This window comes from Solibacillus faecavium (assembly GCF_014836905.1).
In the GTDB taxonomy this organism is placed as follows: Bacteria; Bacillota; Bacilli; order Bacillales_A; family Planococcaceae; genus Solibacillus; species Solibacillus faecavium.
This window is the reverse complement of the sequence record NZ_JACSPZ010000015.1, coordinates 34,847-47,613: the sequence shown is the minus strand read 5'-3', so window position 1 is coordinate 47,613 and position 12,767 is coordinate 34,847. Positions and strand designations below refer to the sequence as shown.

Below are 12,767 nucleotides of genomic sequence, written 5' to 3'. Positions count from 1 at the left end.
TAGTTGGGGGCTTCCCCCTGTGAGAGTAGGACGTCGCTTCGCACACGCAAAACCACTGAATTTTCAGTGGTTTTTTTTCGTCAAAAAATAGAGGGAGAAGTTCCGTTTATTTAGAAATTAAATTAAAAAAAGGCGAAAATAAACGGAAGAATTCCGCCTATGATCACAAAAATATAATTAATACATACTTTTTCCATGAATAACCGGAAATTAGACCTTTATTTAAAACTTAAACTAGTGCCCTTCTACAAATAACCGGAAAAACTCCGCTTATTTTATTTTCTGTTGATGGCATGAACATTTCCCCATCCACTAGTGCCAATATAAAACATTCCAAAAGCAAACTTATAAGTTTAGTAGCTGTTGCTTGAAAATAATTGATTGTTTAGATAAAGTCATAGTCATAGCAAAGGAGGAATTAAGTAATGAAGGCACTTTTTGAAAAGGTAAAGTTAAATGAAAAGGTTGAACTTAGAAACCGCTTTGTAATGGCCCCAATGACAACATATTCGGCTAACGAAGATGATACAGTTTCTGATGAAGAGATTGCTTATTATAAAGAACGTGCTTCAGGAGCTGGCATGATTATTACGGCATGTGCTTATGTTGCGGCAAATGGAAAGGCATTTCCGGGGCAAATAGCAGCTCATGAGGATCACTATATCCCAAGCTTACAAAAGATTGCACAAGCTATTCAACAAGGTGGCGCTAAGGCGGTACTGCAAATTCATCATGGCGGTCGTCAGTCACTTCAGCATTTAGTTCCAAATGGCGATGTTGTAAGCGCAAGTGCAGCTATTACTATAGAAAAAAATGAAGCACGACCATTAACACTCGATGAAACGAAACAAATTATTAAGGCATATGGAGAAGCAACAAGACGAGCAATTCAAGCAGGCTTTGATGGGGTTGAAATCCATGGAGCGAATACGTATTTAATTCAGCAATTCTACTCAGCATTTACAAATAAAAGAATCGATGAATATGGTGGGACGATCGATAAACGGATGCGTTTCCCTTTAGAGATAGTCGAAGAAGTTTTAAAAGTTAAAAATACGTATGCAGATGAATCGTTCATTGTTGGTTATCGATTTAGTCCAGAAGAGCCAGAAGAAGATGGAATTACGATGGATCATACAATTATGTTAGTAGATGAATTAGCTAAAACAGAGCTAACTTACTTGCATATTTCACTAGGTGACTTCCGTTCTGAGACACATCGCTTTGAAAAAGGGCAACAAAATCGCATTTCCGCTATTCAAAATTTATTAGATGGTAGAAAGCCTTTAATTGGTGTTGGTTCAATATATACTGTTGAAGAAGCAGAACATGCATTACAGTTAGGAGCAGATTTAGTAGCACTAGGTCGTGCCTTACTTATTGAACCTCACTGGGTTGAAAAAGTTGAAAAGGGAGAGCAAGTTCATACAGCTTACAATGAGAACATCGATACTGTTCTTCCAAGTCCATTACTAAAAAGACTGCAATCTAGACCAGGGTGGGTACCAGGTTTTTAATTAAGATTCAATAAGTTCATTACAAGAGGTTTAGTAAAGGGGAAATTCCTTTACTAAACCTTTTTTATGCTACAGAAATGTTTTATAGTGCGATGTTACGGGAAAAGTCCGCTATATACATAAGTAAAGGAGGGATACTGATGAATAAAAAGGGTTTTATTATCTACCTATCTATTTGTCTGGTTTTCTTTCTAATGATGCTCGTTTCTGCATGTACTGATGAAATTTTGGAAATTGAAGAAGGTAATGCGTATTCGTGGCAGAAGTACATGAACGAAGAGGAATTTAATAAGCTGGAAGAAGGTATGTCGTATCTGGAGGTAGTTCGGATTACGGGAGGTGCAGGTGAAGAAATAGAAAATGGAGTTTATGAATGGAATGATGAATTTTTATTGACACAGGCTTATCGTCTTCAATTTAAAGAGGAAGGTTTAGTCCAAAAAGAAATAGTAGAACGAAAAGGTAACTCTTCACGTTAAAATGGATCTTATAGGCATTTTGCTTATAAGATTTTTCTTTTTATATAGTTTTTATCCTGTAAACATCCAACTAAAAGTGATACATTTTGAACAATTGCCTCAGTTCAAGTAAACTAGAGGTAATGGATTTTTTTGTGGAAGGAAGCAACTTTAAATGATATACGAAAAATATATAGAAACACTTGAGGAGACGCAAGCACTTGCGATAAGGCTGGCGGGTTTAGTTCAACCCCAATATACAATTACGCTTGAAGGCGATTTAGGTGCTGGTAAAACGACTTTTACACAGAGCTTTGCAAAAGGTCTGGGTGTAAAACGTACAGTTAATAGTCCAACGTTTACGATTATGAAACAGTATGAAGGGCGAATTCCACTAAATCATTTAGATGTCTATCGTTTAGCCGATAGCGATGAAGATTTAGGGTGGGAGGAAATCTTTTTTGGCGATGCGGTCACAGTTGTTGAATGGGCCCATTTAATTGATGAGGATTTACCAGAGGAACGTTTAGCAATAGAAATTACCCGTATTGATGAAACGAAACGTAAATTTGTATTGAAACCAATTGGCGGAAAATATATTCGCCTTTGTGAGGAGTTATTAAAATGATTTGGTTAGGAATTGAAACAGCAAATGCACCGCTTTCTGTCGCAATAGTGAAGGAAAATAAAGTGCTGGCTGAGGTTGTACAAAATATAAAGTTAACGCATTCAGTAGGTGCTATGCCTGCCATTGAAGAAGTAATAAAAAAAGCAGGATTAGTGCCAGCAGAGATAGAGGCTATTGCTGTTTCGGAAGGACCTGGCTCTTATACGGGTGTCCGTATAGGTGTTACCCTTGCCAAAACTTTAGCTTGGTCATTGAAAAAACCTTTAGTAGGAGTTTCCAGCTTAAAAGTGCTGGCTGCCAATGCCCGTATTTCTAATTATGCGATTTGTTCTTTAATCGATGCTCGTCGTCAAAATGTATATGCAGCGGTTTATGAATTAGGTAGTTTAAATACAATGATTGAAGATTATCACGATCATATAGACGGGTTATTACTTAAGCTTCAACAACTTAATCGTCCCATTTTATTTATAGGGAGCGATGTTGAAGTATACTTTGAAAAAATCCAGCATGTATTAGGTGATTTAGCCATAAGAGCACCTTATACAATGGATTTACCGAGAGCTTCCGAGCTAATAGCCTTAGCTCAGCAAATGCCATTACCGGACATTGAATCTACTCATACATTTGTTCCCCAATATCGCCGTATTGCAGAAGCAGAAGCGAACTGGATTAAGGAACAAAAAAAGGAGCAACACTAATGGTTCAGTATCGTAAAATGGTGATTGACGATGTTCCGGCTGTCCATGCAATTGAGCTTGCCACATTTCCAACACCATGGACTCTGGAGTCGTTTTATTATGAAATGACAGAAAATCAATTTTCTCATTACTTAGTAGCTGAAAATGAGACAGGTGACATTATCGGCTTTTGTGGAATTTGGCTTGTTATTGATGCAGCTCAAATCACAAATGTAGCTGTTGTGAACTCTGTGCGTGGTCAAGGTATCGGTGAAGGATTGATGCGTGAGGCGATGCGAATAGCCAAAGAAGCTAATATGGATGTCATGAGTTTAGAGGTACGTGTGACTAATACGGTTGCACAAAATTTATATCGCAAGCTTGGATTCCAAGAGGGTGGACTTCGAAAAGGATACTATACGGATAATCATGAAGATGCGTTAGTAATGTGGGTGAAATTATAATGGATAACTATATATTAGCAATAGAAACAAGCTGTGATGAAACAGCAGCAGCGATCATTAAAAATGGAACGGAAATTATTTCAAATGTTGTGTCATCACAAATTGACAGTCATAAGCGCTTTGGAGGAGTTGTTCCTGAAATTGCTTCACGCCATCATGTAGAGCAGGTAACAATTGTATTGGAAGAAGCATTAAATCAGGCTAATATGGAACCAAAAGATTTAACTGCTGTAGCGGTAACAGAAGGTCCAGGTCTAGTAGGAGCTTTATTAATCGGGATTAATGCGGCAAAAGCTTTTGCATTTGTTCACGGCTTACCGTTAATCGGTACTCATCATATTGCAGGGCATATTTATGCTAACAATCTTGTTCAGCCTATGGAATTCCCATTGTTGGCATTAGTTGTGTCAGGTGGACATACTGAACTTGTCCTAATGCGTGAACATGGCATATTTGAAGTAATCGGTGAAACTCGTGATGATGCGGCTGGTGAAGCCTATGATAAAGTTGCACGTGTATTAAATATGCCATATCCGGGTGGACCGCATATTGACCGTTTGGCGCACGAAGCAACCGAAGCTGTACCTTTTCCACGGGTATGGTTGGAAGATGGTTCTTATGATTTTAGCTTTAGTGGCTTAAAATCGGCTGTTATTAATTACAAGCATAATATGGATCAGCGTGGGGAAGAAATTATTCCTGAGAAAGTCGCAAAAGGATTCCAGGATAGTGTTGTGGAAGTATTAACAGCAAAAACAGTACGCGCGGCACGTGAATTTCATGTAAAGCAAGTTATTGCAGCTGGTGGCGTATCGGCAAATAAAGGGCTGCGAGCGGCATTGGAGAATGCATTTAAAGCAGAAGGTATTCCGTTTTACGTACCACCGTTAAAATTATGTACAGATAATGCTGCAATGATTGGTGCAGCTGCCTATGAAATGTATCAATCAGGTATTCGTGGGGATTTAGCTATGAATGGCCGCCCTGGTATGGAACTAAAAAGTTGGAAATAAGAAACAAAAGCATGATAGAACGGAATTATATTATTTCCGTTCTATCATGCTTTTTTATGGAAAAAAATAAAGGGATAATTGTTTTAGTGTATTGCAATAATATAAGAAAGTCGAAACTAATAATTTATGATAGATAAATCTCATTTATAACAAGATTTTATCCGATGTTGAATTTTTCTGAAAATTATCCACAGATAAAGTTAATTAATCACAAAAAAGTTGTACGAACATGCGTACTTATGCACAAAGTGTTAATAACTTGTGGAAAACATGTGACTTATCTATATATAGTGGTGTCTTTTTCACATCGGATTGTGTATAACTTTGATTTTAATTGTGGATAATGTGGAAAACTATGTTGATATGTTGGTAGAAGTAGATTTGTAATGTGAATAAAATTGTGGAGAAATTTGTAGAAATTTGGCGTATTGACCTATATATATGATTAATATGTAGATAGGCAAATTATAGAATTAGTATTATACAATAATGATGAGAAATAGAGTTACTTACAAAAGAGGCGATAGCAAAAAAGAGTGCCCAAAATTTCTTTTGGACACTCCTTTACTATAGTTGTTCTAATTCGTCATTTAGTTCAAGCCATTCCATTTCAAGTTCCTCGTGTTGCTGCTTTACTTCATTTAATTCAGATTGTATCGATAATGTTTTTTCGTGGTCTGAGTAAATGGCAGGATCACAAAGTTGTTCTTCAAATGTCGCAATAGTTTCAGCCAATGCACCCATATTTACTTCGATTTCCTCAACAGCACGGCGAATTTGGCGTTCTCTCTTTTTCGTATCTTTATCAATCATAGATGTTGATTTTATTTGAGTGTTTTTTTCTGCCGCATTTTTTTCCGTTGCTGGTGTTTGCATGGCAGCCAGCTCTTGAAGTTCTTCTTTTTTCTCCAAATAATAGTCGTAGTCTCCTAAATATTCAAAAGAACCTGTGCTGGATAGTTCAATGACTTTAGTTGCGATACGGTTAATAAAGTAACGGTCGTGTGAAACGAATAGAAGCGTGCCGGGATAATCGATTAATGCATTTTCCAAAATTTCTTTACTGTCTAAGTCCAAATGGTTTGTAGGCTCATCTAGTACAAGAAAGTTTGATTTTAGCATCATCAATTTTGCCAGTGCAAGACGTGCTTTTTCGCCACCGGACAGTGAGTTTACAGATTTCGCGACGTCATCACCACTAAAAAGGAAACGTCCCAAAATATTGCGGATATCTTTTTCGTTTAATAATGGCCATTCATCCCAAAGTTCACTTAATACAGATTTATTGGAATGGAGTTTTGCTTGTTCCTGATCATAGTAGCCAATTTGGACATTCGTACCGTAACGAATATCTCCGGCAAGTGCCTGTATATCTTTAACGATCGTTTTTAATAAGGTAGACTTGCCGACACCATTTGGTCCTACAAGTGCAATGCGGTCTTCCCTAAATACGCGCATTCGAATATTCGTCGAAATTTCTTTTTGGGAGAAGCCGATTGATAAATCATCAATGGATAGTACATCATTTCCGCTTTGACGCTCAATAGTAAAGCCAAAGTTCGCACTTTTCTCATCGCCATCCGGAGAGTCCATCCAATTTGTTTTTTCCAATACTTTACGACGGGACTGTGCCATTTTTGTTGTCGAAGCACGTGCTAAGTTTTTTTGAATGAATGTTTCTAGCTTTGATTTTTCATCCATTTGGCGTTCATACATTTTTAAGTCCCGCTCATAATTTTTTGCCTTTTCTTCTAAATAACCACTGTAATTCCCAACATATTTTGATACTTTCGTACGTGATACTTCATAAACAATCGACACGACCTGGTCTAAAAAGTATCGGTCATGGGAAACGATTAGAATTGCTCCTTCATATCCTTTTAAATACCCTTCCAGCCAAGACAATGTCTCGATATCCAAATGGTTTGTCGGCTCGTCCAAAATTAGTAAGTCCGGCTTTGATAAAAGAAGCTTCGCAAGGGCTAGGCGTGTCCGCTGTCCGCCAGAAAGTGAGCGAATCGGCTTATCATAATCCTCAGGGAAAAACTGCATCCCATGTAATACGGAGCGTGTATCGGCTTCATATTGGTAGCCACCTGCATCTTTGAAATCATGCTGTAATTGGTCATATTCTCCAGTAACGCGTGTATACTGTTCAGTGTTTTCATAGATGCTTGGATCTGCCATTTGTTTTTCCAACTGGCGCAGCTTCTGCTCTTGATTTTGTAGGCTTGAAAAAATTGTCATCATTTCGTCCCAAATTGATAGTTCTGAATCGATTCCTGCATGTTGCTCCAGGTAGCCGAGTCGTATATCTTTCGGAATAATAATTTCACCTGAGTCGTAACTCATTTGCCCGGCAATTATTTTTAATAACGTTGATTTCCCTGCACCGTTTCGACCGACTAATGCAATACGATCACGGTGTTGAACTTCCAACTTTACACCACTTAAAATTTCATCGGTAATAAAGGATTTATATAATTGATTTACTTGTAAGACAATCATTTTTACACCTCAGTTTCTCCTATTTAGTTTAATGGATGGGAACATCGTACGCAACGATGGATACTTTACTTGTTGCTAGTAGTTTAGTAAGATTAACTTGCTTCTGCTCAAATACGGAGAGCTCAGGCAAAGAGTGCTGGATTATATAGCAACACCTGAATGACCAACATTATGTTGGCCCAACAATTTTCAAATGTACATAGGAGGAGAATGTGTGAAACCAGATATAAAAATTCCACAAGCAACGACAAAAAGACTTCCTCTTTATTATCGGTTTTTAAAAAACTTCTCAAATGAAGGTAAAAAGCGTATTTCATCACAAGAATTAAGTGATGCGATGAAAATAGATTCAGCAACGATTCGACGTGATTTTTCTTATTTTGGGGCACTCGGTAAAAAGGGGTATGGCTATGACGTACAATATTTGCTAGAGTTTTTCCGTCAAACATTGGACCAGGACGAAGCGATGAATGTTGCGTTAATAGGAGTCGGGAACCTAGGAAATGGTCTGCTAAAATATAACTTCCAAAAAAATCATAATACACGTATTGTTGTCGCATTTGATACGAAAGCACCTCTTGAAGGAACGACAGTTAGCGACATCCCTGTATTCCATCCAGATCGTTTAGAGGAAATGTATGAAGAGTTTGGCGCAGAGTTAGCCATTCTTACTGTCCCATCGCGATCTGCCCAAATGATGACAGACCGTCTTGTTAAAATGAATGCAAAAGGGATTTTAAACTTCACGCCTGTACGATTATCCGTACCCGATACATTGAAAGTAATGAACATCGATTTGTCGGTAGAATTACAGGCACTTATTTATTTAGTGCGAAATTCAGGTTAGTAACAAATTGTTCACATTACTATAAATAGCAAATTCTAGTTAATTACTGTAAAATGTACATAATAATAGAGGAGGTGGCTATAGTGGTTGTGCATTTAAATGCGATTGGACCGGTGAGTCTAATTATCATTGGACTTATTGCTTTATTAATTTTTGGACCAAAAAAATTGCCATCATTAGGTCGTGCAATGGGGACTACTTTACGCGAGTTCCGCAGCGCTACGAAAGGCTTGACAGATGACGATGATGATTTTGATAACAAGAAAAAAGTTATTGAACATAAAGATAATGAAAAAAATGACGTTAAGTAAATAAGGAAGTCTTACTATGAATTCAAGAGAATTAACTGTAGTTGAACATATGGAGGAGCTTAGAAAGCGCTTATTTTTCGTGGCGATTTTCTTTGTAATGGCTCTTTTTGTAGGGTTTTATACAGCGAAACCACTAATTCGACACATTCAACGTAGCGATTTAGCTGCTAGTTTTTCCATGAATGCATTTAGTCCGGCAGATCCTTTAACTGTTTATTTACAAGTAACCTTTATTGTGGCAGCAGTCATTGTGTCTCCGCTTTTGCTCTATCAGCTATGGGCTTTTATTACTCCTGGCTTGCATGAAATGGAACGTAAAGCGACGTTGAAGTATATCCCTTATGCATTTGTTTTAGGTATTGGAGGAATTGCCTTTGCCTACTATATATTATTCCCGTTTATTATGCGCTTTATGACGGATTTATCGGCAGACTTGAATATTACACAAACAATTGGTATTAACGAATTCTTCTCTTTTCTAATCAAACTGGTAGTACCGTTTGGTATACTATTTCAATTACCTGTTGTTACATTGTTTATATCCCGTCTTGGTATTATTAATCCTAATCTCATGATAAAGTTTCGTAAGTATGCTTACTTTGTATTAATCGTTATTTCAGTACTGTTGGCACCGCCTGATTTAGTATCAAATATTATTATTGCGATTCCGCTTTTTATTTTATATGAGATCAGCATTGTCATTTCACGTATCGGCTATCGGAAATACGAAGCGGCAGAAAAGGAACGCATATTAGAAGAGGAAGAACGTGAACGTGAGCTGCAAGTAGAAGAGTTGCTCGAACAGCAACGTCGACAAATGGAGCAAATGAATAGTTAATGTGAAACGCTATCAAAAGGGGTAGCGTTTTTTTGTTGTAAAATACTGCAGTCCATATTTATGGAATTGAAAAAAGCCTGGGACAAAACGAAAGCTATCTATTTTTCAAAGAAAAAATAGATAGCTTTCTGCTGCTGCCAAAATTGATTTCCGTTACGGGGACGCTTTCCGGGGGCACGGCCTGAGCCTGTAGTCTCAGACGTCGTGCTGTTCCCCCAGGAGTCGCCCCTTCACTCCAATCAATTCATATAGTATCAATTTCGTAAAAAGATTATTTCCCTTATAAAAAGAAATTTCTACTTAAGTCCCTGCCTCATAAAAAATTATACTTGAAACTTATCTGCATTCATCTGAACAAATGTCACGAATCCATTTAAAAGGATATGGGCGATAATCGGTGTGAGAAGTCGCTTTGTTTTATAATATAAAAATGAAAAAATCATACCACAAATGGTATAAAGTAAAATGTGAGTGAAGTCCATATGAATGGCTGCAAAGATAATAGCACTAATAATGCTCGCAATCCAGAAGTTATAATTTTGAATAATTGAACCGAAAATAACGCGACGGAATACGAGTTCTTCCAAAACTGGTCCTAGAAATACGGTAGCAACAATCATGATAGGTGCTATTTTTGTGACATTCATAATTGCTTCTGTATTTTCCGAACCCATATCGATTCCTAAGGCGAGCTCTATATACGCTCCAATAGTTTGCCCTAAAAATACGAGGAAAAATCCAATAATCCCCCAACCGATGGATGACCCAATCGACGCTTTTTCCCCTTTAAAAACATCCCAAAATTGCTTATTGCGGGAGATCAAAATGAAACTCACGACAAATGCGACCCCAAATGCTATTGTTGTCCACCAAGCCTGTAATTTAATAAGCTGCTCCTGCTCAGACGCACCAGAAAAAAGTTGTAAAAGGGAATCTTTTAAACTAGGAATGAATATAAGTATTAAGACTGATAATTGACAAATGATATAAGTTAATAACACATAAAATGCAGTTTTCTGTGTTTTAAACTTAGAAGATGAGGTAGACGTCACGGATTAATAACCTTCTTTCTAAATATTACAGCATGAAATTCTTCACAAAAATCGTATGAAATGCCGTATTTTTTATTATACATTTACCTAAGGACTATTATGATATAGCCATTAGCATACATTACTTCTTTATTGTAGAGGAATTTGGCAATAAAACAAAATTTTTTAAAGCACATACTTGCAAAAAAATATAGAATTCATTAAACTAATAAATGTGTTAGCACTCGACAATTGAGAGTGCTAAAAAGAAAATTTCTTTAGGAGGTTGTTTCAATTGTTAAGACCATTAGGAGATCGCATCATTATCGAACTTGTTGAGGTAGAGGAAAAGACGGCATTTGGTATCGTTTTACCCGACTCAGCAAGAGAAAAACCACAAACTGGTAAAGTAGTGGCAGTAGGTACAGGTCGTGTTCTTGACAACGGCACTCGTCTTGAGCTTGACGTAAAAGAAGGCGACGAAATTATCTTCTCTAAATTCTCTGGTACGGAAGTGAAGTACGACGGCGTAGAATATTTAATTATACGTGAGAGCGATGTACTTGCAATTGTCGGATAATTCCAAATTAAAACGTAATTTTGCAGCTAGTTTTACATAATAAACTTTGCTAGCTGCTCATCTTCATAAAAAATAAATTTAAATAATAGATCGCAAATTTTAGGAGGAAAATGAATTATGGCAAAAGATATTAAGTTTTCAGAAGAAGCACGTTCATTAATGGCATCTGGTGTAGATAAATTAGCTAACGCTGTAAAAGTAACTTTAGGACCTAAAGGACGTAACGTTGTTTTAGAGAAAAAATTCGGTTCTCCACTTATTACAAATGACGGTGTATCAATCGCAAAAGAAATTGAATTAGAAAATGCATTTGAAAATATGGGTGCAAAATTAGTAGCTGAAGTTGCTTCTAAAACGAATGAAATCGCTGGTGACGGTACAACTACTGCAACAGTTTTAGCGCAGGCTATGATTCGTGAAGGTCTTAAAAACGTAACAGCTGGTGCTAATCCAGTAGGTATTCGTAAAGGGATGGACAAAGCGGTTGCAGCTGCATTAACAGAGCTTCAAGCGATTTCACGTCCAGTAGAAAATAAAGAATCAATCGCACAAGTAGCGGCAATCTCTTCAGCAGATGAAGAAATTGGTCAATACATTGCAGATGCGATGGAGCGCGTAGGAAACGACGGCGTTATTACAATTGAAGAATCAAAAGGTTTTACAACAGAATTAGATGTAGTGGAAGGTATGCAATTTGACCGTGGCTATGCATCACACTACATGGTAACAGACACAGATAAAATGGAAGCGGTACTAGATAACCCATTCATTTTAATTACAGATAAAAAAATCGCTAACATTCAAGAAATTTTACCAGTGTTAGAGCAAGTAGTACAACAAGGTCGTCCAATTTTAATTATTGCTGAAGATGTTGAAGGGGAAGCTCTTGCAACATTAGTAGTAAATAAATTACGTGGTACATTCAACGCAGTAGCTGTAAAAGCTCCAGGCTTCGGTGACCGTCGTAAAGCAATGTTAGAAGATATTGCTGTATTAACAGGTGGACAAGTAATTACTCAAGATCTTGGCTTAGATTTAAAATCAGCTGATTTATCATCTTTAGGTCGTGCTGCTAAAGTTATCGTATCAAAAGATAACACAACAATCGTTGAAGGTGCTGGTAACACAGATGCAGTAGCTGGTCGTGTAAACCAAATCCGCGCACAACTTGCTGAAACAACTTCAGAATTTGATAAAGAAAAGTTACAAGAGCGCTTAGCAAAATTAGCTGGTGGTGTTGCAGTAATTAAAGTTGGTGCAGCAACAGAAACAGAATTAAAAGAGCGCAAATTACGTATTGAAGACGCATTGAACTCAACACGTGCAGCAGTAGAAGAAGGTATCGTATCAGGTGGTGGTACAGCACTTCTAAATGTTTACGCAGCAGTGGAAAAAGTATTAGAACAAGTAGAAGGCGATGTAGCAACAGGTGTACGTATTATTTTACGTGCATTAGAAGAGCCAGTACGTCAAATTGCTGAAAATGCTGGTTTAGAAGGTTCAATTATCGTGGACCGCCTAAAACGTGAAGAAATTGGAATCGGTTTTAACGCAGCAACAGGCGAGTGGGTAAACATGATTGAAGCAGGTGTAGTTGACCCAGCAAAAGTTACGCGTTCAGCATTACAAAATGCAGCTTCTGTAGCTTCACTATTCTTAACAACTGAAGCAGTAGTTGCAGATATTCCAGAACCAGCTGGCAGCGGTATGCCGGATATGGGCGGCATGGGTATGCCAGGGATGATGTAATTCGTAATTAATCATTATCCGAAATTAATATAGAAAACCTTAATTGGAGTTAAAACATCGTATGATTATGAAGTCATACGATGTTTTTTTGTAAATAAGGATATAAGAAGATTTTGTTTTTTAATAACCAATAAATTATAATA

The 12,767-nt window shown here is 37.3% G+C and carries 13 protein-coding genes; 11 read left to right on the top strand and 2 right to left on the bottom strand.

The window, feature by feature from the left end:
- The first annotated feature begins 425 nt into the window (after positions 1 to 425).
- The 6 genes from H9635_RS18720 (at position 426) to tsaD (ending at position 4,760) form a co-directional block, all read left to right on the top strand.
- Positions 426 to 1,517, top strand: a complete 1,092-nt coding sequence (locus tag H9635_RS18720) for an NADH-dependent flavin oxidoreductase (RefSeq protein WP_191701839.1) — start codon at positions 426 to 428, stop codon at positions 1,515 to 1,517.
- Between the two features lie 140 nt (positions 1,518 to 1,657).
- A complete protein-coding gene (locus tag H9635_RS18715; protein ID WP_191701838.1) occupies positions 1,658 to 1,996 on the top strand; it encodes a hypothetical protein in 339 nt (112 codons plus the stop codon).
- Between the two features lie 154 nt (positions 1,997 to 2,150).
- Positions 2,151 to 2,603, top strand: coding sequence for a tRNA (adenosine(37)-N6)-threonylcarbamoyltransferase complex ATPase subunit type 1 TsaE (tsaE, locus tag H9635_RS18710; protein WP_191701837.1), 453 nt, complete (start codon positions 2,151 to 2,153; stop codon positions 2,601 to 2,603).
- Entirely contained in the window at positions 2,600 to 3,304 is a 705-nt protein-coding gene (gene tsaB, locus H9635_RS18705) for a tRNA (adenosine(37)-N6)-threonylcarbamoyltransferase complex dimerization subunit type 1 TsaB (RefSeq protein ID WP_191701836.1), read from the top strand. Before tsaE ends, tsaB begins: the two co-directional genes overlap by 4 nt.
- Positions 3,304 to 3,747 carry a ribosomal protein S18-alanine N-acetyltransferase gene (gene rimI, locus H9635_RS18700; RefSeq protein WP_191701835.1) on the top strand — a complete coding sequence of 148 codons (444 nt, stop codon included), beginning with the start codon at positions 3,304 to 3,306 and terminating at the stop codon, positions 3,745 to 3,747. Before tsaB ends, rimI begins: the two co-directional genes overlap by 1 nt.
- Positions 3,747 to 4,760 carry a tRNA (adenosine(37)-N6)-threonylcarbamoyltransferase complex transferase subunit TsaD gene (gene tsaD, locus H9635_RS18695; protein ID WP_191701834.1) on the top strand — a complete coding sequence of 338 codons (1,014 nt, stop codon included), beginning with the start codon at positions 3,747 to 3,749 and terminating at the stop codon, positions 4,758 to 4,760. The genes rimI and tsaD overlap by 1 nt, the downstream gene beginning before the upstream one ends.
- 567 nt (positions 4,761 to 5,327) lie before the next feature.
- Here tsaD and H9635_RS18690 read toward each other — a convergent pair.
- Positions 5,328 to 7,268, bottom strand: a complete 1,941-nt coding sequence (locus H9635_RS18690; protein ID WP_191701833.1) for an ABC-F family ATP-binding cassette domain-containing protein — start codon at positions 7,266 to 7,268, stop codon at positions 5,328 to 5,330.
- 214 nt (positions 7,269 to 7,482) lie between these two features.
- On the opposite strand from H9635_RS18690, the gene H9635_RS18685 reads away from it, so the two are divergent.
- The 3 genes from H9635_RS18685 to tatC all read left to right on the top strand — a co-directional run bounded on the left by H9635_RS18685 (position 7,483) and on the right by tatC (position 9,264).
- Positions 7,483 to 8,115: a redox-sensing transcriptional repressor Rex gene (locus H9635_RS18685; RefSeq protein ID WP_191701832.1), complete on the top strand. Its 633-nt coding sequence runs from the start codon at positions 7,483 to 7,485 to the stop codon at positions 8,113 to 8,115.
- An 83-nt stretch (positions 8,116 to 8,198) separates the two neighbouring features.
- Positions 8,199 to 8,426 carry a twin-arginine translocase TatA/TatE family subunit gene (tatA, locus tag H9635_RS18680; RefSeq protein WP_318245232.1) on the top strand — a complete coding sequence of 76 codons (228 nt, stop codon included), beginning with the start codon at positions 8,199 to 8,201 and terminating at the stop codon, positions 8,424 to 8,426.
- Positions 8,427 to 8,442: 16 nt separating this feature from the next.
- Entirely contained in the window at positions 8,443 to 9,264 is an 822-nt protein-coding gene (gene tatC, locus H9635_RS18675) for a twin-arginine translocase subunit TatC (RefSeq protein ID WP_191701830.1), read from the top strand.
- A gap of 323 nt (positions 9,265 to 9,587) precedes the next feature.
- On the opposite strand, the gene H9635_RS19510 is transcribed toward tatC, so the two are convergent.
- On the bottom strand, positions 9,588 to 10,316 hold the full coding sequence (locus H9635_RS19510) for a CPBP family intramembrane glutamic endopeptidase (protein ID WP_191701829.1): 729 nt from the start codon (positions 10,314 to 10,316) through the stop codon (positions 9,588 to 9,590).
- A 274-nt stretch (positions 10,317 to 10,590) separates the two neighbouring features.
- Here H9635_RS19510 and groES point away from each other — a divergent pair, with 274 nt between their 5' ends.
- Entirely contained in the window at positions 10,591 to 10,875 is a 285-nt protein-coding gene (gene groES, locus H9635_RS18665; protein WP_191701828.1) for a co-chaperone GroES, read from the top strand.
- A gap of 117 nt (positions 10,876 to 10,992) precedes the next feature.
- Positions 10,993 to 12,624: a chaperonin GroEL gene (gene groL, locus H9635_RS18660; protein WP_191701827.1), complete on the top strand. Its 1,632-nt coding sequence runs from the start codon at positions 10,993 to 10,995 to the stop codon at positions 12,622 to 12,624.
- The last annotated feature ends 143 nt before the right edge of the window (positions 12,625 to 12,767 follow it).